At 68.8% G+C, this 25,646-nt stretch carries 22 protein-coding genes and 1 tRNA gene; 6 read left to right on the top strand and 17 right to left on the bottom strand.

Translation table 11 applies throughout. From position 1 onward, the window contains the following. Window position 1: 1 nt before the first annotated feature. Together ACQP1O_RS05825 and ACQP1O_RS05820 are read right to left on the bottom strand one after the other, a co-directional pair. Window positions 2-1,198, bottom strand: coding sequence for an MraY family glycosyltransferase (locus ACQP1O_RS05825; RefSeq protein WP_433564848.1), 1,197 nt, complete (start codon window positions 1,196-1,198; stop codon window positions 2-4). Between the two features lie 11 nt (window positions 1,199-1,209). After that, window positions 1,210-1,875, bottom strand: coding sequence for an L-threonylcarbamoyladenylate synthase (locus tag ACQP1O_RS05820; protein WP_354849536.1), 666 nt, complete (start codon window positions 1,873-1,875; stop codon window positions 1,210-1,212). 455 nt (window positions 1,876-2,330) lie between these two features. On the opposite strand from ACQP1O_RS05820, the gene ACQP1O_RS05815 reads away from it, so the two are divergent. Then, window positions 2,331-2,624 carry a DUF427 domain-containing protein gene (locus tag ACQP1O_RS05815; protein ID WP_433564847.1) on the top strand — a complete coding sequence of 98 codons (294 nt, stop codon included), beginning with the start codon at window positions 2,331-2,333 and terminating at the stop codon, window positions 2,622-2,624. A 3-nt stretch (window positions 2,625-2,627) separates the two neighbouring features. Here the strand turns inward: ACQP1O_RS05815 and prmC are convergent, their stop codons facing one another. The 9 genes from prmC to argS form a co-directional block, all read right to left on the bottom strand. After that, a complete protein-coding gene (prmC, locus tag ACQP1O_RS05810; protein ID WP_433564846.1) occupies window positions 2,628-3,506 on the bottom strand; it encodes a peptide chain release factor N(5)-glutamine methyltransferase in 879 nt (292 codons plus the stop codon). A gap of 210 nt (window positions 3,507-3,716) precedes the next feature. After that, window positions 3,717-4,799, bottom strand: coding sequence for a peptide chain release factor 1 (gene prfA, locus ACQP1O_RS05805; RefSeq protein WP_433564845.1), 1,083 nt, complete (start codon window positions 4,797-4,799; stop codon window positions 3,717-3,719). A 253-nt stretch (window positions 4,800-5,052) separates the two neighbouring features. Then, window positions 5,053-5,274 (bottom strand): 50S ribosomal protein L31, encoded by a 222-nt coding sequence (gene rpmE, locus ACQP1O_RS05800; protein ID WP_040856062.1) that lies wholly within the window; start codon window positions 5,272-5,274, stop codon window positions 5,053-5,055. Window positions 5,275-6,005: 731 nt separating this feature from the next. Next, on the bottom strand, window positions 6,006-8,081 hold the full coding sequence (gene rho, locus ACQP1O_RS05795) for a transcription termination factor Rho (protein ID WP_433564844.1): 2,076 nt from the start codon (window positions 8,079-8,081) through the stop codon (window positions 6,006-6,008). A 343-nt stretch (window positions 8,082-8,424) separates the two neighbouring features. Then, complete coding sequence (thrB, locus tag ACQP1O_RS05790) at window positions 8,425-9,381, bottom strand: homoserine kinase (protein WP_433564843.1); 957 nt, start codon at window positions 9,379-9,381, stop codon at window positions 8,425-8,427. 103 nt (window positions 9,382-9,484) lie between these two features. Beyond that, window positions 9,485-10,573 carry a threonine synthase gene (gene thrC, locus ACQP1O_RS05785; protein ID WP_433564842.1) on the bottom strand — a complete coding sequence of 363 codons (1,089 nt, stop codon included), beginning with the start codon at window positions 10,571-10,573 and terminating at the stop codon, window positions 9,485-9,487. Beyond that, window positions 10,570-11,925 carry a homoserine dehydrogenase gene (locus ACQP1O_RS05780; RefSeq protein ID WP_433564841.1) on the bottom strand — a complete coding sequence of 452 codons (1,356 nt, stop codon included), beginning with the start codon at window positions 11,923-11,925 and terminating at the stop codon, window positions 10,570-10,572. The genes thrC and ACQP1O_RS05780 overlap by 4 nt, the downstream gene beginning before the upstream one ends. Next, window positions 11,922-13,343, bottom strand: coding sequence for a diaminopimelate decarboxylase (gene lysA, locus ACQP1O_RS05775; protein WP_433564840.1), 1,422 nt, complete (start codon window positions 13,341-13,343; stop codon window positions 11,922-11,924). The genes ACQP1O_RS05780 and lysA overlap by 4 nt, the downstream gene beginning before the upstream one ends. After that, window positions 13,344-15,002 carry an arginine--tRNA ligase gene (gene argS, locus ACQP1O_RS05770; protein ID WP_433564839.1) on the bottom strand — a complete coding sequence of 553 codons (1,659 nt, stop codon included), beginning with the start codon at window positions 15,000-15,002 and terminating at the stop codon, window positions 13,344-13,346. Window positions 15,003-15,124: 122 nt separating this feature from the next. Between argS and ACQP1O_RS05765 the strand changes: the two genes are divergently transcribed. The 4 genes from ACQP1O_RS05765 to ACQP1O_RS05750 all read left to right on the top strand — a co-directional run bounded on the left by ACQP1O_RS05765 (window position 15,125) and on the right by ACQP1O_RS05750 (window position 18,641). After that, a complete protein-coding gene (locus ACQP1O_RS05765; protein WP_433564838.1) occupies window positions 15,125-16,084 on the top strand; it encodes a DUF3105 domain-containing protein in 960 nt (319 codons plus the stop codon). Window positions 16,085-16,095: 11 nt separating this feature from the next. Then, complete coding sequence (locus ACQP1O_RS05760) at window positions 16,096-16,809, top strand: DUF305 domain-containing protein (protein ID WP_433564837.1); 714 nt, start codon at window positions 16,096-16,098, stop codon at window positions 16,807-16,809. Window positions 16,810-16,933: 124 nt separating this feature from the next. After that, window positions 16,934-17,009: transfer RNA gene (locus ACQP1O_RS05755), tRNA-Arg, on the top strand. Window positions 17,010-17,363: 354 nt separating this feature from the next. Next, window positions 17,364-18,641 carry an alpha/beta hydrolase family protein gene (locus ACQP1O_RS05750; protein ID WP_433564836.1) on the top strand — a complete coding sequence of 426 codons (1,278 nt, stop codon included), beginning with the start codon at window positions 17,364-17,366 and terminating at the stop codon, window positions 18,639-18,641. A 4-nt stretch (window positions 18,642-18,645) separates the two neighbouring features. On the opposite strand, the gene ACQP1O_RS05745 is transcribed toward ACQP1O_RS05750, so the two are convergent. The 6 genes from ACQP1O_RS05745 to ACQP1O_RS05720 all read right to left on the bottom strand — a co-directional run bounded on the left by ACQP1O_RS05745 (window position 18,646) and on the right by ACQP1O_RS05720 (window position 25,021). Next, window positions 18,646-19,245, bottom strand: coding sequence for a TIGR03086 family metal-binding protein (locus ACQP1O_RS05745; RefSeq protein WP_433564835.1), 600 nt, complete (start codon window positions 19,243-19,245; stop codon window positions 18,646-18,648). 9 nt (window positions 19,246-19,254) lie between these two features. Further along, window positions 19,255-20,658: a hypothetical protein gene (locus ACQP1O_RS05740; RefSeq protein ID WP_433564834.1), complete on the bottom strand. Its 1,404-nt coding sequence runs from the start codon at window positions 20,656-20,658 to the stop codon at window positions 19,255-19,257. Window positions 20,659-20,814: 156 nt separating this feature from the next. After that, window positions 20,815-21,168 (bottom strand): hypothetical protein, encoded by a 354-nt coding sequence (locus tag ACQP1O_RS05735; RefSeq protein WP_433564833.1) that lies wholly within the window; start codon window positions 21,166-21,168, stop codon window positions 20,815-20,817. A gap of 123 nt (window positions 21,169-21,291) precedes the next feature. After that, complete coding sequence (locus ACQP1O_RS05730) at window positions 21,292-22,410, bottom strand: ABC transporter ATP-binding protein (protein WP_433564832.1); 1,119 nt, start codon at window positions 22,408-22,410, stop codon at window positions 21,292-21,294. After that, the gene (locus ACQP1O_RS05725) at window positions 22,407-23,996 is read right to left on the bottom strand and encodes an ABC transporter permease (protein ID WP_433564831.1); all 1,590 of its coding nucleotides are present in this window, start codon (window positions 23,994-23,996) and stop codon (window positions 22,407-22,409) included. Before ACQP1O_RS05725 ends, ACQP1O_RS05730 begins: the two co-directional genes overlap by 4 nt. Window positions 23,997-23,998: 2 nt before the next feature. After that, window positions 23,999-25,021: an iron ABC transporter substrate-binding protein gene (locus tag ACQP1O_RS05720; protein WP_433564830.1), complete on the bottom strand. Its 1,023-nt coding sequence runs from the start codon at window positions 25,019-25,021 to the stop codon at window positions 23,999-24,001. 180 nt (window positions 25,022-25,201) lie between these two features. Here ACQP1O_RS05720 and ACQP1O_RS05715 point away from each other — a divergent pair, with 180 nt between their 5' ends. Next, entirely contained in the window at window positions 25,202-25,645 is a 444-nt protein-coding gene (locus ACQP1O_RS05715; RefSeq protein ID WP_433564829.1) for an Rv0361 family membrane protein, read from the top strand. Window position 25,646 lies beyond the last annotated feature (1 nt).

Below are 25,646 nucleotides of genomic sequence, written 5' to 3'. Positions count from 1 at the left end.
TCTACCCGGCGACGTGATCGCGATCGCGGGGCGGTTTGCGGACGGAGTTGATCTTCAGTTCCCGCCAGGACGGCACCGCGGTGACGATCAGCGCGAAAACCAGACCGGCGGCGAACAGCAGCACCACCATGCGCCTGTCCGAGATCAGCGAGGTCCCGACCGCGCCGAATGCGAGCACGCTCACCCACAGATAGATCACCAGCACCACGCGGCGCTGTGAATGCCCGATCTGCAGCAAACGGTGATGCAGATGCATTTTGTCGGGCGTGGAAAAACTCACACCTGCGCGAACACGGCGGACCACCGCCAAAACAAGATCGAGTACCGGAATGAACATCACCGCACCCACCAGCAACAACGGCGACAGCAGACCCACGATGTCGCGCGGGCCGTAACCCTGCAGCGGAATTCGACCGGAAGCGCCGGTGGACACCGCGGCCAGCATCAATCCGATGAGCATGGATCCGGTATCACCCATGAAAATGCGGGCCGGAGAGAAATTGTGCGGCAGAAATCCCAGGCACGCACCGGCCAGCGCCGCGGCCAGCAACGCGGGCGGATAGGTGTCGGTGGAACCGCCCACCTCATAGAGCAAACCCACGGTGAACACGAAAACCGCGACGGCCGCGATGAAACCGAGGCCCGCGGCCAAACCATCCAGGCCGTCCACGAAATTCATGGCATTCACGACCGTCACCGTGATGCCCACCGTCACCAAACCGCCCTGGAGCGGATCGAGCACCACGGTCTCGTTGGTGAAGGGGTTGTAGATGGCCACCCAGCTCAGGCCCATCACCGCCATCACACCCGCCGCGGTGATCTGGCCGACCAGCTTGGTCAGCCAGTCCAGGCCCCAGCGGTCGTCGATGATGCCGACCAGCACGATGAGTGTGGCCGCGGCCAGCACCGCCGGAATGTCCTTGGGATAGTCGAATCCGCGGCGCAGGGCCGGCAGCTGGTGGGCGAACAGCACGGCCGCCAGCAGGCCCAGATAGATGCCCAACCCGCCCATTCGCGGAATCGGCTTCACGTGCACATCGCGCTCACGCGGAATGGCGACCGCACCGAAGGCGATGGCCAGCACCCGGATTCCACCGGTGGTCAGGTAGGCGATGACCGTGGCGACGAGCAGCACCAGCAGCAGCTCCCGCAGCGGGACGACCGCGCCCTGGCTGAATACGCCCTGACTCAGCAGCATTTAACGGGCCGTCACCGCGCGCCCGCCTGACGGAGCTCCTCGGGCGACATGCCGAGCACCTCCGCGACCTTCTCGACCGGCACCGCGCCCTCGCGCAGAATGCGCGGGGTGTCCGCGGTGAGATCGACGATGGTGGACGCCACCGCGTGATCAGCCGGTCCGCCGTCGAGGTACACCCCGACCAGATCGCCCAGCTGCGCCTGCGCCTCGGCCACCGTGGTGGCGGGCGGCTGCCCGGAGACGTTCGCGCTCGACACCGCCAGCGGACCCACCTCGCGCAGCAGCTCCAGCGCGACCGGGTGCAGCGGCATGCGAAGCATCACCGTGCCACGTGCGTCACCCAGATCCCAGGCCAGCGAAGGGGCCTGCTGCACAACGAGACTCAGCCCGCCCGGCCAGAAGGCGCGGATCAGCTCGCGGGCCTGTGGGCGCACCGAGAAGACCAGTCCGTCGATGGTGTTCCACGACCCGACCAGCACCGGCACCGGCATGTCCCGCCCTCGCCGCTTGGCGGCCAGCAGCGCGCTCACCGCCTGACTGTCGAACGCGTCGGCAGCGAGTCCGTAGAGCGTGTCGGTCGGAATGACGGCCAATCGCCCGGACTTCAGCGTGCTGCGCGCGGCACTCAGGCCGGCGGCGCGGGAGTCGGGATCGGCACAGTCGTAGACGGTACTCACGGCTGACATCTTGGCACGGATCAACTCTCGATAGCTCTCAGGGGCAAGCCCCTGAAACCCCGGGAATCCCGGGGGCTCCGTCCCCGAACCCCCGACGAGCCATTCGAGCCAGGACCTCGAACCCCCCGCCGAGCGTTGGAGCCCCGGCCCCGAACGCTCGACGAGGCGTCACAGCCCGCCCGAACCCGCGACCAGACGTTGCAGCCCCGACCCCGGACCCTTGGCCAGACGTTGCAGCCCGCCCGAACCCTGGACGAGACGTTGCAGCCCCGGCCCGCCGAACGCCGACCCGGGTAAGCGCGACGGCCGTAAGCACTGGAAAGGGCCCTTGCGGCCGCTGCCGCGGGACACGACGAGCGTCCAGGGGCGTGGATTCGCAGGATCGGCACTCTTCGTACGGATTGCGGGGATGCCGGGCGAACGTAGGCTCGGGGGTGACGAAGGAGGCACGACTCATGATGCGTGCGATCTGGAACGGGACGGTTATCGCCGAGGCTCCACGGACCGTGGAGGTCGAGGGGAATCAGTACTTTCCGGTGGAGTCGTTGAAGCGGGAGTTCTTCAGCGAGAGTTCCCACCACACCGTGTGCCCGTGGAAGGGCATTGCGAGCTACTACTCGGTCACGGTGGACGGGAAGGAGAATGCGGACGCGGCCTGGTACTACCCGAAGCCGAGCCCGCTGGCGCGCAAGATCAAGGATCATGTCGCGTTCTGGCACGGCGTGGAGATCGAGGGCAGCCCCGAGTAACCGTCAGTCGGCGATGCGGCGGGCCACCACGAAGCGGGGTTTTCCGGCGAGGTCGGGGTGTTCGACGATGTCGGTGAAGCCGCCGTGGTCGGCGAAGAGGGCGGCGACGCCGGAGCCGTTGGTGTCGTCGTGTTCGACTGCCACCGTGCCGTCTTCGCGCAGGAGGCGGGCGATGGTGGCGGTCATGGGGCGGATGACGGACAGGCCGTCGGGGCCGCCGAAGAGGGCGCGGTGCGGGTCGTGGTCGATCACCTCGGGATCGAGTTCGGCGTCCTCGGGGATGTAGGGCGGGTTGCAGACGACCACGTCCACTCGGCCGTTGAGCTGCTCGAGGATGGCGGGGTCGGTGACGTCGCCGGCGTGCAGGTCGATCGGGGTGTCGCCCTCGTCGGCCAGTTGCACTGCATTGCGGCGGGCCCAGGCCAGGGCCTCGGTGTCGAGTTCGACGGCATGCACCTGGGCGTCGGGGCGGGCATGCGCGATGGCCAGGGCCAGCGCGCCGGAACCGGTGCACAGGTCCACCACGATCGGCTGATGCTCGTGGCCGAGGGCTTCGAGCTGACCGAGCGCCCAGGCGAACAGCAATTCCGTCTCCGGGCGTGGGACGAAGACTCCGGGACCGACCGCGAGGTCGATCTCCCCCATCGCCGCGGTGCCCGTAAGGTGCTGCAGCGGAACGCGCTCCGCCCGTCTGGCGACCAGCTTGCGGTACTCCTCCAGCTGGTCGGGGGTGAGCATGGGCATGAGGGCGAGGCGCCCCCGATCGACGCCCAGCACATGTGCCGCAAGGTATTCCGCGTCGGCCTGCGGGCTGTGGACCCCGGCCGCGACCAGGATCTCGACGGCCTCCCGGACCGCGGGGCGCAACGGTACACGACTCACGGTTCGCAGCCTTTCACTCCCCCGCCTCTCCGAGCCTTCAGCGGACGGCCAAGAGCCGTCGACCGCCGCGCATCCGTGCCGACGGTCGCGTGCCGAACCGATTCTGGACGTACCCGAGGAGTTACCCCGGGCGCGACGCAATCAGTTGTCACGTTGGGAGACGATACTGGCCGCCGAACGCTGACCGTGATGGTATGCCGGTTATTCCGCTTATTCCGCGGCGAGGCGGGCGGCGCGGTCGGCTTCGCCCAGGGCGTTGAACAGGTCATCGAGGTTGCCGTCCAGCACCGAGTCCAGGTTGTGCGCCTTGAAACCGATGCGGTGATCGGCGATGCGATTCTCCGGGAAGTTATAGGTGCGGATGCGCTCGGAGCGGTCCACCGTGCGGATCTGCGACGCGCGACCCGCGGCCGCGTCGGCATCGGCCTGTTCCTCGGCGAGGGCCTGCAGCCGCGCCGCCAGCACCTGCTTGGCGCGAATCTTGTTCTGCAGCTGCGAACGTTCGTTCTGGCAGGTTACCACCAGGCCGGTGGGCAGGTGGGTGATGCGCACGGCCGAGTCGGTGGTGTTGACGCCCTGGCCGCCCTTGCCGGAGGAGCGGTAGACGTCGATCCGCAGGTCCTTCTCGTCGATCTCGACTTCCTCGACCTCGTCCGGCTCCGGGTACACCAGCACGCCCGCGGCCGAAGTGTGAATGCGCCCTTGGGATTCGGTCACCGGCACGCGCTGCACGCGGTGCACGCCGCCCTCGAACTTGAGCTTGGACCACACGCCGTCGCGGGTCGCTTCCTTGCTCTTGATGGAGAAGCTGGCGTCCTTGTACCCGTCCAGATCGGAGTAGGTGACGCCGAGCACCTCGACCTTCCAGCCGGCCCGCTCCGCGTAGCGCAGGTACATACGGGCCAGATCGGAGGCGAACAGCGCCGATTCCTCGCCGCCCTCACCGGATTTCACCTCGAGGATGACATCGTCGGCATCGTGCGGGTCGCGCGGCGCGAGCAGGTCGGTGAGCTGCTTGTCCAGCTCCTCCACCTGCTCCTGCAGCCCCGGGACCTCGGCGGCGAAGGACGAATCGTCGGCCGCGAGCTCCTCGGCGGCGTCCAGATCCTCGCGCGCGGTCTTCAGCCTGGTGTAGGTGGCCATGATCGGGCCGAGCTCGGCGAAACGCTTACCCACGCGCCGTGCTGCTCCGGGATCGTTGTGCAGCGCCGGGTCTGCGAGCTGAGTTTCCAGACCGGCGTACTCAGCCAGGATGTCATCGATCGCGGACGGGGCCGCCTGCTTGTCGGCCATGGCGTGTGGGCTCCTTCGAGAACTTGGTTCTGGATACAGGCGAGAGACGAACCGCCCACGGTTCGCGGCCCGGCTCGATTCTGGACTGACGGAGCGGGGGAGCGAAGCGGAGGAGGAAAAACGAGCTTGCAGGGCCGCGACCGCCTTCACCACTCCGCGGCTCGCCGGAGCGAAGCGGAGGCAATGGAACGCGGAGGCAACTAAACACAGACGCCCGGCCTGCGGTTGTGCAGGACGGGCGTCGGCGGGACAGCTACTTGGCAGCCTTGTCGCGCTTGCCGTAGCGGGCCTCGAAGCGAGCCACGCGGCCACCGGTGTCCAGAATCTTCTGCTTGCCCGTGTAGAACGGGTGGCACTGGGAGCAGACCTCGACCGTGATCTGGCCCGACTCCTTGGTGCTCTTGGTCTGGAAGGTGTTGCCGCAGCCGCACACGACCGTGGTGTCCACGTACGTGGGGTGAATTCCTGCCTTCATGGGTGTCCTTTCGAAAGGCTCCGGGTCGCCTGGCGATGCGAGACGTGAACCGGAACCGACTAGGCATGGTTGCCGACGGAACAGTATATGTGCCGTGAGCGAGTGGTCGTCACGAGGGGTGACACCGTCGTGAACAGGTGGTTGAACCGGTTTGTTCCCGGCTGTTCGCCCATAAAACTACGGGCACGCATATTTCGTGTATTCGAGTGAGGCTGGAAGTCGAGTAGCTCGCTACTCAGGACTACGAACACTCATGTTCATAGAGTTTGTCCAGGTGAGAGTCACGCGACCATCGGAAGGGCAGCAGTGACCAGGAAGGACGCGACGATCGGGGACCCGTCCCTCGTCACCGTGCACGCCGAGGCCGGGAGGGCAGACCGGCGGCGCGCGGAGCTCGTCGCGGGGGCGGTCCTCGTCACACTGACGCTTCTGGCGGTAGCGGGTTGGTGGATGGCTCCCGGAGAGTCCGGCAACGCGGTGGGACCCCTGAGCCCGACCCCCATCCCGCCGCGGGGGGACGCCACCCTCACCTACACAGCGGTCACGGCAGCGGACATGTCCGGTGCCGTGACCGCGCTCATTCTCGGCTTCATGATCGCCGGCGGCGCGCTGATCGGACTGTTCTTCTACAGCCCGCGCCCGGTCCCGGGAAGACCGGAGGCACTGCCGGAACGACGGCGGCGGCTCCGCAGAAGCGGAGCCGCCGTCGTCAATAGCCTTGTGCTACAGGCTCATTCGTCGAGCGCGCCCGGGGCGGTCTTGGAGACCGTCATCAGGAACTCGACATTGCTCTTGGTCTTCTTCAACCGGTCGACCAGCAGGTCGATGGCCTGATGTGAATCCAGGCCGGAGAGCACGCGGCGCAGCTTGTGCAGGACCGCGGCCTCGTCGGGCGACATCAGCAGATCGTCGCGGCGGGTGCCGGACGGGTTGACGTCGACCGCCGGGAACACACGACGCTCGGCGATCTTGCGGTCGAGCTTGAGCTCGGCGTTACCCGTGCCCTTGAACTCCTCGAAGATGACCGTGTCACCGGTGGAACCGGTCTCCACCATCGCGGTGGCGATGATGGTGAGCGAGCCGCCGTTCTCGATATTGCGGGCCGCGCCGAGGAACCGCTTGGGCGGGTACAGCGCGGTGGAATCCACACCACCGGAAAGGATTCGGCCCGAGGCCGGGGACGAGTTGTTGTACGCACGGCCCAATCGGGTGATCGAGTCGAGCAGCACGACGACGTCCTGACCCTGCTCCACCAGGCGCTTGGCCCGCTCGATGGCGAGCTCGGCGACCGAGGTGTGGTCGCTCGGCGGCCGGTCGAACGTGGAGGCGATGACCTCGCCGCGCACCGAGCGCTGCATATCGGTCACTTCCTCGGGACGCTCGTCCACCAGCACCACCATCAGGTAGCACTCGGGGTTGTTGACCGAGATCGCGTTCGCGATGTCCTGCATGATCGTGGTCTTACCCGCCTTGGGCGGGGACACGATCAGCGCGCGCTGACCCTTACCGATCGGCATGATCAGATCGATGATGCGCGTGGTCAGCTTGTTCGGCTGGGTCTCCAGCCGCAGGCGCTGGTTCGGGTACAGCGGGGTCAGCTTGTTGAATTCCGGTCGGCGCTTGGCACTTTCGACGTCCGCGCCGTTGACCGTGTCCAACCGCACCAGCGGATCGAACTTCTGCCGCTGGTTGCTCTGGTCGCCGTCGCGCGGAGCGCGGACCGCACCGGTGATGGCGTCACCGCGGCGCAGGCCGTTCTTGCGGACCAGGTTCATCGAGACGTACACGTCGTTCGGGCCGGCCAGGTAGCCGGAGGTGCGGACGAACGCGTAGTTGTCGAGCACGTCGAGGATGCCGGCGACCGGCTGCAGGACATCGTCCTCGCGGATCTCCATCTCGCGGGCCTCGCCACCGGCGGCGCCGCCCTCGCGGTCCCGCCCGCGACGACGCTCGCGGAAGCGACGGCCCCGGCGGCCGCGGCCGCCTTCCTCGTCGTCACCGCCGCGATCATCACGCTGGTTGCCGCGGCCGGCGCCGTTCTGGCTCTGCTGGTTGCGCTCGCCCTGGTCGCGACGCTCGCCCTGGTCGCGACGCTCGCCCTGATCGCGACGCTCGCCCTGGTTGCCACGATCGCGACGGCGCTCGCCGCCCTCCTGCTCGCCCTTGTCGGCGGCGGGAGCCTCGGCGGTGGTCTCGGCGGTGGCGGCACCACGCTGCTCGCGGCCCCGGCGCTGGCGACCGCGGCCGCGCTGGCCACCGTCCCGGCTGTCGTCGCCGCCCTCGGCGCGGGCGCTCTCGCCCTCCTCGCGCTTGGATTCGCGCGTCTCCGAAGCGTTTTGGCGCGACTCGGCGTCGGCCTTGCGCGCTTCGACCTTGTCCGCGCGGCCGGCCTTCGCCTCCGCCTTCACCTCGGCCGTGGCCGGAGCGGAGTCGGCAACAGCAGCGGCCTTCTTCACCTCGCGCGCGGGGGCCGGCACGGACTCCCCGCCGCTCGGCGCGTCCTCGGCCTTGGCCTTCGCGTTCCGCGTGGGCTTGCCGCCGGCGGCGGCAACAGGCTTGGCGCCCCCGGCCTGGTTCTCCTTGATAGCGGCGATGAGATCACCCTTACGCATCCCGGAAGTGCCTCGGATACCGAGCTCTCCCGCAAGCGCACGCAACTGCGGCAACAACATTCCAGTCAGCCCCGATCGTGCGACGTCAGTTTGTTCGCTCATCTTCGAAATCTGTCCGGAGTCACTTTCGCGGCTACCCGAGGACGCTGAATCACTATCCGTCCCGGGTGTCGCGAGCAGGTCCGTATCTGTCACGGAAATCCTTTCCTTCCCTCGACCGCCGTGTGCCTGTTCGAGGGTTCCTCCTGCAGTCCGGTCACATGCCGGACTCGGATGCCGTATCGCCTGTCCCGCCGGGCCGGTGGGGTTGCCACCACGTGGGCTTCGCCACCGAGTGCTGGTGCTCATCCAACTGACAAGGTGGGAGAGATCATTCCAGTTGACCGGCTACCCCCAAGTTTCGAGCCTCAAGCCTCGAGCCTGAGCAAGGAGCCTCTGGAGCGATTTGCCCTGATGAAGCACCGGCGTCTGACGCGCACGATGTACGGACTCGCTCAGGATAGCTCCCACCTTTTACATCGGCAAGGCAGGCACGCTGTCAATCCACCGAGACGCCGCCGGCGATGCCCGGCTCGAGAACGCGCATGCCGTCCGCGATCGCGAGTTCGCGCAGTTCTTCGGGGAATTCGCTGGTCGCGAAGGCGAGCACGGTCGGGCCCGCGCCCGACACGGTGGCCGCGATGCCCGCGTCGCGCAACCGTTCCACCCATTTGGTGGTGAGCGGCAGCGCCGAGGCGCGGTAGCCCTGGTGTAGCCGGTCGGCCGTGGCGGGAAGCAGCAGGTCGGGCCGCTGCGTCAAGGCGACTACGGCGAGCGCGGACCGGCTGGCATTGAAGGCCGCGTCCACGTGCGGAACCGTCTCCGGGAGCAGGCCGCGGGTGTGCGCGGTGGCGGAACGCTCCTCGGGAATGAGCACCACGGGCCGCAGCGAGGGATGCGGCTCCAGTTGCACCGCGCGGTACAGGCGGGCGTGATGCGCGTCGGCACTGCCGTTTTCGTCCGCCGAACGGTCGGTTTCCGTCCAGCACACCACGAATCCGCCCAGGATGCTGGCGGACGAATTATCCGGGTGGCCTTCGAATTCACCGGCCAGCTGGACCAGCACGTCATCGCCGTAGGCCAGCTCCGGATCGAACTTCGCGGCCAGCCCACGCCCGGCCGCCAGGCCGCCCACCGCGGCCGACGCCGACGAGCCCATGCCCCGCGAGTGCGGAATCACGTTGCGGCACACCACATCCAGGCCGTCGGCCCAGACGCCCGCGGCCTGCAGGCCGCGCTCGACGGCGCGCACCACCAGATGCGAAGGGCCCCAGGGCACATCGTCGGCGCCCTCGCCCTCCACCCTGATGGTGAGCCCGGAGTCGGTGGTGGACACCGTGATCTCGTCGTACAGCCCCAAAGCGATTCCGAGGGAATCGAAACCCGGGCCCAGGTTGGCGCTCGACGCCGGAACCCGCACGATGACGGAGATTCCGGCGGGCAGCGTCCGCGTCACGCCGGTGCCTCGCTGACGCTCGGCACCGCCGTACCGCGAAGCGGCTGTGACATTGTTCGCTCGCTCCGCTCGCTCACGGAGCTGACCATCACGAGAATTCAACTCAGGCCAGCTCGAGTTCGTGGGCCACGGCGACCGGGTCGACCGCGATCGGCGTCACCTCGGGCATGCCCTTGAGCGCGTTGTCCGGATCCTTGAGGCCGTTGCCGGTCACCGTGCAGACCACGGTGAGGCCGGAATCCAGCCAGCCCTCGGCGCGCGCGGCCAGCAGACCGGCCACCGAAGCGGCGGAAGCGGGCTCGACGAACACGCCCTCCTTGGCCGCGACCAGGTGGTACGCAGCCAGGATCTCCTCGTCGGTGGCCGCACGGAACGCGCCGCCCGACTCCGCCTTGGCGTTCATGGCGCCGTTCCACGAGGCGGGCGCGCCGATCCGGATGGCAGTGGCCACGGTCTCCGGATTCGCGACCGGAGCACCGTTGACCAGCGGCGCGGCGCCGGCGGCCTGCACACCCAGCATGCGCGGGCGCGAGCTGGTGATGCCGTCGGCGTGGTACTCGCTGTAGCCCTTCCAGTACGCGGTGATATTGCCCGCATTGCCGACCGGCAGCACGTGTACATCGGGCGCCTTGCCCAGCGCGTCCACGATTTCGAACGCCGCGGTCTTCTGGCCCTCGATGCGGGCCGGGTTGACCGAGTTCACCAGGCCGACCTCGGGGAAGTCCGCGGTGACCTTGCGGGCCAGCTCGAGACAGTCGTCGAAGTTGCCGTCCACCTGAATGATCTTCGCGCCCAGCATGACCGCCTGGGCCAGCTTGCCCATGGCGATCTTGCCCGACGGGATCAGCACCGCGCAGTGCAGACCGGCGCGGGTGGCGTACGCCGCGGCCGAGGCCGAGGTGTTGCCGGTGGAGGCGCACAGCACGGCGGTCTTGCCGTTGTACTTCGCATCCGTCATGGCCATGGTCATGCCGCGGTCCTTGAAGGAACCGGTCGGGTTCGCGCCCTCGACCTTGAGGTAAACCTCACAGCCGGTCAGCTCGGAGAGGTGATGCGCGGGCACCAGCGGGGTGCCGCCCTCGAAGAGAGTGACGGCTTCCCAGTCAGCGGGAATCGCGAGCCGATCGCGGTAGGCGTCGATCAGACCCGGCCACGGCGTATGCACGGCTGTCGCGCGTGCGGTTGCACTCATTCCTCGGTGCCTTCCAATCTCAGAACACTGGTCACGGACGTGACGGAGTCCAGTTCGGCCAATGCGGCAACGGTATCCGCAAGCGCGGATTCCTGCGCATGGTGGGTCACCACGACCAGGCGCGCGCCGACGTCGTGACCTTCCTGACGGACCGTCGAGATGCTCACACTGTGCTTGGCGAATTCCCCGGCGACCGCTTCCAGCACACCGGTGCGGTCGGCCACCTGCAGGTTCACGTGGTAGCGGGTCGGGGTGTCGCCGATCGAAGCGATCGGCAGCTCAGCATAGACCGATTCGCCCGGGGCGCGGCCACCGTAGAACTTGTTGCGCGCCGCCATCACCAGATCGCCCATGACTGCCGAGGCGGTCGGCGCGCCGCCGGCGCCCTGGCCGTAGAACATCAGCCGGCCGGCGTTCTCGGCCTCCACGACCACGGCGTTGAACGCGCCGTTGACCGCGGCCAGCGGGTGCTTGCGCGGGATCAGGGCCGGGTAGACGCGCACGGAGATCTTCTCCTTGCCGCCGTCGTCGGTGACGCGCTCGGCCATCGCCAGCAGCTTCACGGTGCAGCCCACGGCCGCAGCGGTCTCCAGATCCTCGGAGGTGATCTTGGAGATGCCCTCGCGGTACACATCACCGGAGGTGACGCGGGTGTGGAAGGCGACGGAGGCGAGGATGGCGGCCTTGGCGGCGGCGTCGTAGCCCTCGACATCGGCGGTCGGGTCGGCCTCGGCGTAGCCCAGGCGGGTGGCCTCGGCCAGCACGTCGCCGTAGTCCGCGCCGGTCTCGGCCATGGCCGAGAGGATGAAGTTGGTGGTGCCGTTGACGATGCCGACCACGCGGTTGACCCGGTCGCCGGACAGCGACTGGATGAGGGGGCGGATCACCGGGATGGCCCCGGCGACGGCGGCCTCGAAGTACAGGTCGGCGCGGTTGGATTCGGCCGCGGCGGCCAGCTCACCGGTGTAATCGGCGAGCAGCGCCTTGTTCGCGGTGATCACCGACTTGCCCTTGGTGAGCGCGGACTTGATCAGGTCGCGGGCGGGGTCGATGCCACCCATGACCTCGACCACGATGTCCACGTCGTCACGGGTGACCAGGGCCTCGGCATCGGTGGTGACCAGCTCGGCGGGCAGGCCGCGGTCCTTGCTCAGGTCGCGCACCGCGACACCGCGCAGCACGACCGGAGCGCCGACCCGGTTGCACAGGTCGTCGGCGTGGTCACGAATGATGCGGACCACCTCGGTGCCGACCGTGCCCATGCCGAGGACGGCCACGCCAATGGGATGGTCCTGTCCCCACACGCCGTTTCTGCTGGAACCCAATTCACGGCTCGCCGTGGACCCGGTCATGCCTTCACCTCCAAGCTGAGTAGGTCCTCCACCGTTTCGCGGCGAAGGATCAAGCGCGCCTTGCCGTCTCGCACCGCGACCACCGCGGGCCGGGTGAGCAAGTTGTAGCGGCTCGACATCGAGTAGCAGTACGCGCCGGTCGCGGCCACCGCCACCAGGTCGCCCGGGCCCACATCGGCCGGGAGCCAGGTGTCACGAATGACGATATCCCCACTCTCGCAATGCTTTCCGACCACTCGTGCGACCACCGGACCGGCCTCGCTGGAACGCGAGACCAGGCGGCAGTCGTACTCGGCCTGGTACAGGGCGGGACGGATGTTGTCGCTCATGCCGCCGTCGACGCTCACATAGCGTCGGCGATTACCACCGTCGAGCACAACATCTTTGATGGTGCCGACCTCGTAGAGGGTGACGGTGCCGGGACCGGCGATGGCGCGGCCCGGCTCGACCGCGATGGTCGGCACCGGCAGCCCGGCCCGCTCGGCCTCCTCGGCCACGATGCGGCGCAGGTTGGCGGCGAAGCCGTCCAAGGCGGGCGGATCCTCGTGCGGCAGGTACGAAATGCCCAGGCCGCCACCGAGATCCAGCACGCGCATTTGTTCGGCGCGTTCCATGCCGAACTTGTCGGCGACCTCGCGCAGCAGGCCCAGCATGCGGCGGGTGGAGATCTCGAAGCCGTCGATCTCGAAGATCTGCGAGCCGATGTGCGAGTGCAGGCCGACCAGGCGCAGATTGTCGGACTCGAAGACCCGGGCGATGGCCTGCATGGCGTCGCCGCCGGCGATGGAGAAGCCGAACTTCTGGTCCTCGTGCGCGGTCGAGATGTACTCGTGGGTGTGGGCCTCCACGCCGACGGTGACGCGGATCAGCACGTCCACCACCTTGCCGGCGCGCTTGGCCACCGCCTCCAGGCGCTCGATCTCGATCAGCGAGTCGACGACCACGTCGCCGACGCCCGCCCCGACCGCCATCTCCAGCTCGGGCACCGATTTGTTGTTGCCGTGCAGGGCGATCCGCTCGGCCGGGAAGCCGGCATGCAGCGCCACCGACAGCTCCCCGCCGGAGCACACATCCAGGTGCAGGCCCTCGTCACGGATCCAGCGGGCGACCTCGCCGCACAGGAAGGCCTTGGAGGCGTAGTGAACTCGCGCGCCGTCACCGAAGGCGCGGACCATGTCCCGGCAGCGGGAGCGGAAGTCGTCCTCGTCGATCACGAACAGCGGGGTGCCGTACTCGGCGGCCAGCTCGTGCACCGGCACGCCCGCCAGCCGCACCACGCCGTCGGCGTCGCGACAGGCGTTGCGCGGCCACACATTCGCGGGCAACTCGATCATCTGCGCGGGTGCGCTGGGACGCTCGGCGAGCGTGGGCGCGTGCGGGATGTCCGCGTGGCGGGGTCCTGCGGGGTGGGCACTCATCTACATACGCTCCGGTGCACTGACGCCTAGGAGGCCGAGGCCGTTGGCGAGAACCTGACGGGTGGCTTTGACAAGCTCGAGGCGAGCGGCATTGAGCGGGGTGACCACGTCGTCGCCCTGCGGGATGACGCGCAGCGTCTTCTCGGACTGGAAGGGGTGGTAGGCCCCGGCGAGTTCCTCGAGGTAGCGCACGACCCGGTGCGGCTCCCGCATCTCGGCGGCGGTGGCCACCACGCGCGGGTACTCGCCCAGCGTGCGGATGAGCGCGCCCTCGCGATCATCGGTCAGCAGCGCGAAATCCGGTGTGACCGAGGCGTAGTCGAACGCGGCCGCGTTGCCGAGGATCTGGTTGGTGCGCGCGTGCGCGTACTGCACGTAGTAGACCGGGTTCTCGCTGTCCTGCCGGGTCCACAGGTCCAGGTCGATGTCGATGCTGGAGTTCACCGAGGAGCGCACCAGCGAGTACCGCGCCGCGTCCACGCCGATCTGCTCGACCAGGTCGTCGAGGGTGACGACGGTGCCCGCGCGCTTCGACATGCGAACGGCGGCACCATCTTTCACCAGGTTCACCATCTGGCCGATGAGCACCTCGACGGTGTCGGGGTTGTCGCCGAACGCGGCCGCGGCCGCCTTGAGACGGCCGATGTAACCGTGGTGGTCCGCACCGAGCATGTAGATGCACAGATCGAAACCGCGCGAGCGCTTGTTCTGGAAGTAGGCGATGTCACCGCCGATGTAGGCGGACTTGCCGTCGCTCTTGATGACGACGCGGTCCTTGTCGTCGCCGTATTCGGTGGAGGCGATCCACCAGGCGCCGTCCTTCTCGTACAGCTTGCCGGACGCCTTCAGCGTCTCGATGGCCTGCTCGACAGCACCGGATGCGAACAGCGAACTCTCGTTGAAGTACACGTCGAAGTCGGTGCCGAAGTCGTGCAGCGTCTTCTTGATGTGCGCGAACATGAGCTCGACGCCCTCGCGGCGGAACAGCTCGTGCCGCTCGGCCTCCGGGAGTTCCAGCACACCCGGGTTGGCCTTCACGACGGTGTCGGCGATCTCGTTGATATAGGCGCCCGCGTAGCCGTCCTCGGGGGTCGGCTGTCCCAGCGCGGCGGCCACCAGCGAGTTGGCGAAGCGGTCGATCTGCGCGCCGTGATCATTGAAGTAGTACTCGCGCGTGACGTCCGCGCCCTGGGCCGCCAGGATCCGGCCGAGCGCGTCGCCGACCGAGGCCCAGCGGGTTCCACCCAGGTGGATCGGGCCCGTCGGGTTGGCGGAGACGAATTCGAGGTTGATCTTCGTGCCCCCGAGAGCGTCCGCGGTGCCGAACTTCGCACCGGCCTCGAGGATCTTCTCGACGATCGCGCCCTGCGCGGCCTTGGCCAGGCGAATGTTCAGGAAGCCCGGTCCCGCGACCTCGGCAGCCTCGACGCCCTCGGCGGCCGACAGCGCCTCGGCCAGCAACGTCGCGAAATCGCGGGGGTTCATTCCCGCCTTCTTGCCTACCTGCATGGCCACATTCGTGGCATAGTCACCGTGCTCGGGGTTGCGGGGACGCTCCACCTTGACCTCGTCGGGCAGGATCGCAGGGTCTGATCCGCGTTCGACAAGTACCTTCGCAGCGGTAGCACGAAGGAGATCTGCAAGGTCAGCTGGAGTCACGAGTCACTATCCTATGGTCTGAGCAGGTGAACGCCGCGAGCGGGCACCACCGGGCAGGTGCCCAGCAAACGATGCGGCCGCGTCGTTTGATTGTCCGACACGTCGAAAAGAGCACAACAAGCATGCCGAGCAAGACCAGTGCCAAGTCGGCCAAGGCCATCAAGGCCGCGGGCAAGTCGGCCGGATCGTCCAGGAAGGGCGGTCGAGGCGGCAGCCTGGGCGGTAAGCGTCAGATTCCGTGGCTCATGATCGGGGCCGTGGTCTGCATCCTCGCCCTCATCGGCGGCATCGCCTGGGTGCTGGTGCCCAAGATCCAGGACAAGCAGGAGCAGAACAAGTACACGCCGTCCGCCCAGAAGAAGGATCCCTCGGATCAGATTCCGGGCGTGGTGAAGAAGGACTACGCGGCGGGCATGCACGTCGCGGCCACCCAGCGCGTGAACTACGACCAGGCCCCGCCCTTCGGCGGTCCGCACGACGGCTCGTGGGCGGCCTGCACCGGCGTGGTGTACGCCAAGGCGATCCGCACCGAGAACGCGGTGCACTCGCTCGAGCACGGCGCGGTCTGGATCACCTACAACCCGGACAAGGTCGATCAGGCCGGCATCGACACCCTGAAGTCGAAGGTGAAGGGCAAGCCCTACAGCCTGATGTCGCCCTACCCCGGCCTGGACACGCCGATCTCCCTGCAGTCGTGGGGTCACCAGCTGAAGCTGAACAGCGCCGACGACAAGCGCGTCGGCGAGTTCATCACCGCACTGCGCCTGAACCAGTACGCCTACCCGGAGGTCGGCGCGGACTGCGCGAACCCGACTTTCAACACGGACAACCCGCCGGCCTTCGACCCGACCCCGCCCGGCCCCGACGCGGTGCCGATGGACGGTAAGGGCCTGCAGCAGGATTCGAGCGAGCTGGGTGGCGGCAGCGGTATTCCGGGCATGCCCACCGGCGGTATCCCGGGTCTCCCGAACGGCATACCGGGTCTGCCCACCGGTAGCCCGAGCCTGCCCGGCGGCATCCCGTCCATCCCGGCCCCGACCGACGGCCCGACCCAGCCGGATCAGCCGGCTCCGACCCAGTAGTGCCGCCGTTCATGTCCGATATCCCAGACCGCAGCTCCGAGCCCGATCCCGCCGCCGAACCTGTGCCGCAAACGCGCCGCAACCAGCGGCCCGCCCTGATGGCGATCGGGGTGGTCGCGGTGCTGCTCATCGGTTTCATGGCCGGACTGCTGGTGGGTAATGCCATGCACCACGGCCCCGAGACGCCGGGCGTGGTGGATGTCGGCTTCTCCCAGGACATGTCGGTGCATCACACGCAGGCGGTGCAGATGTCGGGCGTCGCGCTGTCGGGGACCACGGACCCGGCGGTGAAGCGGCTCGCCTACGACATCCTCACCACGCAGGCCAATCAGGCCGGCCGCATGCAGGGCTGGCTGCAGCAGTGGGACAAGCCGCTCATCTCCCCCGACGGCTACATGGGCTGGATGACCAACATGTCCACGCATGAGCACTCGGGTACCGCCATGCACTCCGGCGCGGTGCAGACCATGCCCGGCATGGCGTCGGATCAGGAGATGGCCGCCCTGGGCCAGGCCACCGGCCCGGCCCTGGATGCGCTGTTCCTGCAGCTCATGCTGCGCCACCACCAGGGCGGCATGCCGATGATCGAGTACGCCGCCCAGCGCGCGGACACCGACGCGGTGCGCTCGCTGGCCGAGAGCATGGCCAAGACCCAGAAGAGCGAGGCCGATCTGATGACCCAGATGCTGGCCGAACGCAAGGTCGCACCGCTGCCGCTGAACTGATCGAGCGCCTCCGACGAACACGGACCGGGCAGAGAAACGCCCGGTCCGTGTTCGTTTTTGGCGCAGCGCGAGCGATGCGATACGCTGTCCCAGCCCGACCGGGAGACCGGACGGGACCATCCCCGCCCTCGTAGCTCAGGGGATAGAGCGTCTGCCTCCGGAGCAGAAGGCCGCAGGTTCGAATCCTGCCGAGGGCACCACAGTAAGGCCCCGACCGTGGATCACGGTCGGGGCCTTACTCGTTCGCGGGCTGCAGGCTGTTTCGGCACCGAATGACTGACTTATCGTGCCATCGTGACCGATTGGGATTCCGAATCGGGGACTCGGCAGCAAAGGTGGTAGCTGCGCATCGCGGTGTCCGGTTGTGCAGGAGGCAGCCGGACACCGCGATCGCGTTTTCGGGCTCCACGATGGGCGAATTCATAGCTCTGCGACCCGTTTTCGATCGATCCCCGATACGCCTGCTGTGCGGACCGCGCACCCGGCCGACTCATTCGCAGTGCGAACGGCCCTGCTTCCATGTGAAACAAGAACGGGCCGGTATGTTCCGAGAGGTGTCGGACAACGAGAGCGCCCGTGCAGAACAGCCGAAGCGTCGCGTCTCACGCCCGCTCGCCGGGGGATTCACCACGGTCCTGGCGGCCGCGATCGCGGGCCTGAGCCTGGCCGCGCCGGTCGCCGCCACCCCGGTGGCGACGGAGGAGTCGACCGAGGCGTCGTTCTACCTCCCGGCCGGGGACCGGGTCCCGGGCACCCCCGGATCGGTCATCCAATTGCGGCCGCTCACAGGCGATCCCGCCCTCGCGGGCGCACGCAACTACCTGGTGTTGTACCGCTCGGTCGACATGCAGGGCAATCCGGTCGCCGTGTCGGGCACCCTCGCGGTCCCGGACAGCACCCCGCCGCCGGGCGGCTGGCCGCTGATCTCCTGGGCGCACGGCACCACCGGCGTCGCCGATGTCTGCGCGCCTTCCCAGGACACCTCCCCCGGCTTCCCCGCCCACGACTACACCGCGCTGGTGCGCCGCCTGCAGGAGCGCTGGATCGCGGCCGGGTACGCGGTGGCCCAGACCGACTATCAGGGGCTGGGCACACCCGGCCCGCACGGCTACCTGATCGGCACCGCCGAACAGCGGGCCGTCACCGATATGGCCAGGGCCGCACGGCAAGTCGACCCGGATATCGGGGTCCGCTGGGTGGCGATGGGCCACTCCCAGGGCGGGCAGGCCGTCATCTTCACCGATGCCCAGGCCCAGCAGTGGGCCCCGGAGCTGCAACTGCTGGGTTCGGTGGCGCTCGCGCCCGCCTCCCACCAGGGCATCGGGCTGCAGGCGTCGCAGCTGGCCACCACCGCGGGCGTGGCGGGCGCGCTGACCCCGCTCACCGGCGGCACGGTGTCGTTCCTGCCCTTGATCATTCGTGGTGCGCAGACGATGACGCCGCTGGATCCTGCCCGATTCCTCACGCCCCGTGCGCAATCCATGCTCGCGCAAGCCGACACCGGATGCATCGGCCGGCTGCGGCAACAGGATTCGTGGGGCGGCCTCACCGCCGACGACGTCTTCAACCGCGACGGGGACATCTCCGAACTGATCCGGGTGCTGAACGAAAACGACCCCAGCGCACTGGCTCTCACGCAGCCGCTGCTGGTGTTGCAGGGCCGCGCCGACACCACGGTGCCGGCGCTCGCCACCGACGCCATGGTGGTGCAGCAGCGCGCGGGCGGTCAGCCGGTGCAGTACCACAGCTATCCGGGCGCGGATCACCGCGGCGTGCTCGATGCGTCGTTCGATGACGCACTGGCCTGGGTGGATACCCGGTTCGGCCGGTAGGCGGTCAAGCCGCGGGTGTCCAGCCCGGATCGCGGCCGAACCAGGCGGCCAGCCGGTCGTAGGCGGGCGCGTCGGCGGCGATCGGCACCTCGATGCCGAAAGCCTTTCCGGGACCGCGGAATTCAGGCTTCAGCAACTGCTTGGACCAGGCCAGGCCGTGCTCGGCCAACTCCGGATCCAGGGTGCGGCCCTGACCGGTGGAGCGGGTGAGATCCCAGGCGTGCATGGCGAATTCGGTGATCTGCTGATCGGCGCGACCGCGCAGCGGGGCCTCCCCGCCCATGCCGGGCACCAGCCGCTCCGGATCGGCGGCGCGCCACGTTTCGAGCAACGGCTGCGCGCGGGTGCGGAACTCGGCGGCCCAGTCCGCGCCGACCGGGTCGTGCGGTGCGCCCCAGTCCGGCATCTCGCCGCGCGCGGCGATGGTGAAGTCGCGCAGGATCTGGCCCACGATATGGTCCAGCAGCCGGCGCACGTGCCAGTCCTCGCACGGCGTCGGCAGGGCTGCCTGGTCCGGGGTGACGGCGGCGATGACATCGCCCATCTGGGCGACGGCCCGTTCCAGGAGATCGATCGTCGGGTCCACCGGTGACTTGTCGGCCATGCGGCCAGACTAGCCCTGCGGCAAGACGTTCCGCGTCCTATCGGGCACGGCGATCACCCGTGGCGGGAGAGTGCGTTCCGGTGCGGACACGGCCCGCGGGGATCGGATCCGCCACAGCAGGTACAGCCCGGCCGCACAGCCCAGGGTGATCACCAGGGCCACCGTGCCGGGCACCGCGGAGACCGCCCCGTGCGGATCCCGGTACCAGCGCGCCGAGTAGGCGACCCGGCCGAAGCTACTGCCCCGCAGCGCCACCACCAGGCAGGGCACCACCAGCACGGCGAGCGCCACCACGGCACTGCCCGCGGTCTTCGGGACCGCCGTGCCGAAGCAGAAGCCGATGGCCAGCGCGGTGAGGATCACACCGAGCACCGGGATCACCGCGTACTGGTGCGCGATGCCCGCGGTGCCGGCCGCGAAGACCGCCAGTCCGGCGGTCGCGGCCAGCGCGATCCAGGGCGCGCGCCACCGGCGTCCCACCGCCAGCCCGGCCACCACGGCCAGGACCGGGAACGGCGCGCTCCAATCCGGCCGGGGCACCGCGATGACCGCGCTGCCCGCATTGGCCACCGCGACCGCCAGCAGCACCAGGGTGCCCTCGCGGCCGGGCAGCAGCAGCGCTGCGACCAGCGCCGCGCCGATGGTGATGGCCGCGGCCACACCCATCTGCGCGGGCGTGCCGGCGTGTTGCACGAACCACTCCGTCGACAGTGTGGTCGCGGTGACCAGGATCAGCGCGGACAGGATCGGGCCCATCGCCAGATCGGTGTTCTCGTGTTCGCCCGCCGGTTCCGGCTGCTGGACGGCGATCCCAGCGACCAGCAGCGCACCGGCCAGCACGAGCAGCCACACCGGCAGCGTTCCGCTCGACGCCCATTCGATGAGGGGATTGCCCCGGCCGCCCGCGGGCGGCAGCGCGGTCTGGTCGGCGATCAGGATCGCGGACAGGGCGCCGATCAGGTACGCGCCCGTCGCGATGGGCTTGCCGAATACCGCCACCGCGAGCGCGCCGAGCAGGATGCCACTGAAGATGGAGTCGATGTAGTTGGCGGTGGTCATATTTCCCGGGGTCGCCGCGTCGCAGTTCCACAGCCGGTCGATCACCAGCACCACCGCGCTGCCGCTCGAGGCGATCCAGGCGGTCTTGCGCCCGAGTGCGACCACCAGCGCCGCCGAGACCACCGCGAACGCCGCGCCGGCCGCGGCCGCGCGCGGCATGTTCAGCACCAGCAGGTCCAACTGCAGCACCGGGCCTTCGGAGGTCCAGCCCAGGTCGAGGGGGGCCATGAGCAGTAGTCCGGCCACCGCCGCGCCCAGCAGGGCGGCCATCGCCTCGATCGGAACCGCGTAACGTCGCAGCGCCAGGGGCGCGGTCCTGCTCTGCGGGTCTGCCAACGCGAATCTCGCGCCCATCTCGTCACCTACTCCCTCGGTGATGCGACGCCTTCCGCGTTACAGCAATAACGAGCAGCTATCTCTCGCGACATTAACAGCCGCGGCATGTGGGAATTCTGAGAAGTGGAGTCGGTCACAGTCCTTCGGCGGGCCGGGAGCGGGCCCGAGACACCGTCAGGCGCAGCGGAAACGGAAGCTCGCCAGTGGGGTGACGCCCGGCACCGAGGTGACCTGAACGGCCGGATCACTGTCCAGCGCACAGCCGATCGGGGTACTGACCTGAACCCGGTAGCAGCCGAGCGCGCCGTTGTAGACGGCCGTGCCGTCGACGCCGGTGGTGAGAGTCGCCACATTCGCGCCACCGCCGCAGGGTGCGATGTCGGCGGCCACGCCCGCCATGGGGAACTGCTCGGGGCCGTAGACCGCCAGCACCTTCACCGCGGGATCGGCGGGCGGCTCCGCGGACGCGAGCGGGGACAGGACGCACGCGGCGGCGAGAGCGGATGTGACGAGCAGCGTGCGGCGCACCGGGTCTCCTTCGGGACGAGCTGAGGCAGTTCGCCTCTGCGGCCGAGGATTCGGCCTCCGCGCCACTATAGGGACTCCCCGGTCCGATCGGTCGCATTCCGCCCGGCCGGACGGGCCGATCGTTCAGACCGCGGAGACCGCGCCGACCCGGCTCGCGGCGGCCGCGCCGGGCGTCCGGCCGGCTGCGGCGCACTGGTCGGAGGTGAAAGCGACTGCCGCGCCGAGGACTTCGAGCTCGACCCGGTCGCCGACCGCGGGCGCGTCCACGCTCACCCGGCGCACCTGGACAGGTTCCGGGCAGCCGTCGAGGTCGAGGGTGAGCAGGACGTCCGCACCCCGGAACTCGAGGGCGCGCACGGTGGCGCAGCCGGCGTGATCATCGGCCGCCGCCCGGGCCAGCAGCTGTTCGGGCCGCATCATGACCGCGCCCGCACCGGTCGGCGCGTTCACCTGCACGGGGATGCGGCCGAGCACGGTCTGGGCGGTCTCCGTGCCGATGGTGGCGTCGAGAAGCACTGTGTCGCCGAGGAATCCGGCCGTGAACAGGTCCGCGGGGGCCGCGTACACCTGCTCCGGGGTGCCGACCTGGGTGAACCGGCCCGAGCACATGACCGCGACCTGGTCGGCGAAGGACAGCGCCTCCTCCTGATCGTGGGTGACCAGGATGCTGGTCATGCCCGCGGCGCGCAGGGTCTCGGCGACGGCCTGCCGGGTGGCGGCGCGGAGTCCGGTGTCCAGGGCGCTGAAGGGCTCGTCCAGCAGCATGAGGTTGGGTTTGCGGGCCATGGCGCGGGCCAGGGCGACGCGCTGCTGCTGGCCGCCGGAGAGCTGATGCGGCCGCCGATCCGCATAGGACGGGTCGAGCGAGACCATGTCGAGCAGTTCGGCGACGTGCTGCCGATGCTTGCGCCGCGCGCCCAGTCCCCCGCCGAGCCCGTAGGCGATGTTCTGCCCAACGGTCAGGTGCGGGAACAGCGCCCCGTCCTGTGCCACGTAGCCGATTCTGCGCCGGTGCGACGGTACCGAGAAGCCCTGGCGGGTAATGGTTTCCCCGCCGACGGACACCGATCCGGCGTCCGGGTTCTCGAATCCGGCGATCACCCGCAGCAGCGTGGTCTTGCCGCATCCCGAGGATCCGACCACCGCCGTGGCGCTGCCGTCGGCGACGTCGAGGCTGATGCCGTCGAGCACCGGCGCCTGTCCGAAGGTCTTGCGAACCTGGTCTACGACAAGACGACTCACAGTCCCGCCGCCTTCCTGGATTGGGTGAACAGCAGATAGGTGACCGGCACCGAGACGATGATCATGATCAGCGCGTACGGCGCGGCGGCCGCGTAGTCCAATTCGCCCGACAGCTGCCAGAACTGCATGGCGAGGGTATTGGTGCCGTTGGGGGCCAGCAGCAGAGTGGCGGTCAGCTCGGTGGCCACGGCCACGAACGCCATGGCCGCCGCCGCGGCCGCCGCGGGCGCGGTGAGCCGCAGGGTGACGCGGAAGAAGGTGGCCGCCGGGGACTTTCCGAGCGCCTGCGAGGCCTCCTCCAGTCCCACCGGCACCTGCGCCAGCCCGGCGCGCACGCTCACCAGCGCGCGCGGCAAGAACATGAGCGTGTAGGCGGCCAGGATGGTCGCGGCCGTCTGATAGAGCGCGGGCAGCCAGCGAATCGACACGGTCACCAGCGCCAGCGCGATCACGATGCCCGGCAGCGAACTGGTGATGTAGTTGGCCCCCTCGATGATTCGCGCGAACCGCGAGGTGGAGCGCACCGCGACCCAGGCCACCGGGAACGCGCACAGGGTGGTGATCACCGCGGCGGTGGCGGCCAAACCGATGGTCTGACCGAGGGATTCGCCGATATCGGTGGTGTTCCATACCGCCGAGCCGCCGATCTTCAGCCACCGGCCGATGGTCCACAGCGGCACGCCCAGCGTCGCCGCCAGCGCGGCGGCCAACAGCGCGAACATGGGAATCCTGGTCAGGCCCAGCCGAATCCGGTTCGCGCCCCGCTGCGCGCCGCCGCCGATCCGGGCATAGCGGGCCCGGCCGCGCACGGTGGCCTCGCCGGCCAGCAGCACCAGGCACAGCACCACCAGCACGCCCGAGAGCGTGCTGCCCGCCGCGCCCGCGAAGCTGGACTGGTACTGCTGGAAGATGGCGGTGGTGAAGGTGTCGAACCGGATCATGGCGAAGGCGCCGTACTCGGCCAGCAGGTGCAGTGAGATCAGCAGTCCGCCACCGAGAATCGCCAGCCGCAGCTGCGGCAGCACGATGCGTGCGAAGACGGCGACGGGCCCGGAGCCGAGGGCCCGGGCCGATTCCTCCACGGCGGGATCCAGCCGCCGCAGAGTGGCCGCCGCCGGGAGGTACACCAGCGGGAAGTACGAGACCGTCGAAACGAGCACACCCGCCCAGAGCCCGTGCAGCGAGGGAATGGCGCTGACCCAGCCGTAGCTGTTGACGAAGGCCGGAACCGCGAGGGGGGCCGCGAAGATCGGGCCCCACCAGGCCGCGCCCGGCACGTCGGTGCGCTCCACGATCCAGGCCAGGCCGATGCCCAGCGCCACGCAGATCGGCACGGTCAGCACCACCAGTTCGGCGGTGTTGCGCAGCAATTCGGCCACGCGTGGGCGGAAGACCAGTTGTGCGGTCTCGTGCCATCCGGTCGAGACCAGGGTGGACACGATGTACCCCAGCGGCACGAAGGTGGCCGCCACCATGAGCAGGGCGGCGATCGTGACGATCGACCCGGGCCGGATGGCCGATGCCCGAGAGACCCTGCGGGGCAGGTCCTTCGCGGCCCGGGTGGGTACAGCGGTCCGAACAGCCACGGTTAGAGCAGACCCGCCTCGGTCATGAGCTGCGTGACCTTCTTGGCGTCCAGCTTGCTCGGGTCGATCTTGGGCGCGTCGAGCGAGGCCAGCGGCGGCAACGCCGGATTGGCCGCGACATCGGAGGCCACCGGGTACTCCATGGAGTCACCGTCACGAAGCACCTCCTGGCCCTGCTTGGAGGTGATGTAGGCCAGGAACTTCTGGGCGTTGGCCTGCTTCTTGCTCGACTTCAGCACGCCGCCGCCGGAAATGGAGACGAAGGCGCCCGGGTCCTGGTTCTTGAAGTAGAACAGCTGGGTGTTGCCGCTGTTCTCCTTGGTCTTGGCCTGGTCGCGGTACCAGTAGTAGTGGTAGATCACGCCGCCCTCGAACTGGCCGGAGTTGGCGCCCTTCATGACGGTGGTGTTGTTCTGCGAGATGACCGCGTTGTCCTTCATGCCCTTCAGCCACGCCTTGGTGGCGTCCTCGCCCTTCTGGGCGAGCAGGGCGGCGACGATGGCCTGGAAGTCCGCGCCGGAGGCGGCGCCGCTCCAGCGGCCCTTCCACTGCGGCTGCTGCAGATCCAGCAGCGACTTGGGCAGCTGGTCGGCCGGGAGCTTGGCGGTGTTGTAGACGAAAACGGTGGAGCGCGCGGCGATTCCGGTCCACTTGCCGGTGGAGGGGCGGAACTGGTCCGGCACCTGCGCGAGGGTGTCCTTGTCGACATCGGAGAACAGGCCGGCGTTCTCGACCAGCGCCATGGCCGGGGAGTTCTCGGTGAGGAAGACGTCGGCGGGCGAGTTCTTGCCCTCGGCCACGATCTGGTTGCCGAGGTCGGTGTCACCACCGTTGCGGAGGGTCACCTTGATGCCGGTGTCCTTGGTGAACGCCTCCACCCACTCCTTGGTGAGGGATTCGTGTTGCGCGTTGTAGACCAGGATCTCGTTGTCGTTCTTCGACGAGCTGGAGCAGGCAGTGGTCGCGCCGAGCACCGCGATCGCCGCCAGTGCACCGGACACCAGTTTCCATCGAGCCGCCGTCATGACCGTCCTTTCCCTTGCCCAGCCTCGCCTATGAGGTTTGCCTAACCAACGTACCGTCCCATGTCACGGGTTCAAATGCCACCCCACCAATCGACACGGAATCGCTGTAGTCTGCGTGCGTTCCGGGGCACGGCCCCGGACGGACAGCAACCGAAGATCGGCAGGAGTCGAAGGATCTCGATGAGCTTGCAGCGGCGTACCCCCTTGACCATCGGACTCGGCGTGGCCGCCGTGGTGCTCGTGGGAGGCGGCATCGCCGCCGCGGTGACGTTGAACGGCAAGGACTCCGGACCGAGCGACGACAAGCGCGTCGAGACCGCGGTGCGCGATTTCTACGACGCGCTCTCCGCCGGCGGCGCGTCGCAGGCCGTCGGCAAGACCTGCGCCGGTGACCGCGCCCAGTACGACGCGCTGCCCGAAGCCCAGAGGAAGGCCATGGACCAGGGCAAGATCTCCATGAAGGTCGATTCGGTGCAGGGCATCACCATCACCGGCGACCGCGCCACCGCTGTCACCCTGGGCACCCTCACCCTGCCCGGCACCGCCGACAGCAAGCGTTCCACCGATGAACACCTGCGCAAGGAAGACGGCGTATGGAAGGTCTGCTCCACCGACGCGAAGTAGG

This window comes from Nocardia sp. CA-151230 (genome assembly GCF_050942175.1).
Lineage (GTDB): Bacteria > Actinomycetota > Actinomycetes > Mycobacteriales > Mycobacteriaceae > Nocardia.
The sequence above is the reverse complement of the archived record's forward strand: the minus strand, read 5'-3'. Positions and strand labels throughout refer to the sequence as shown.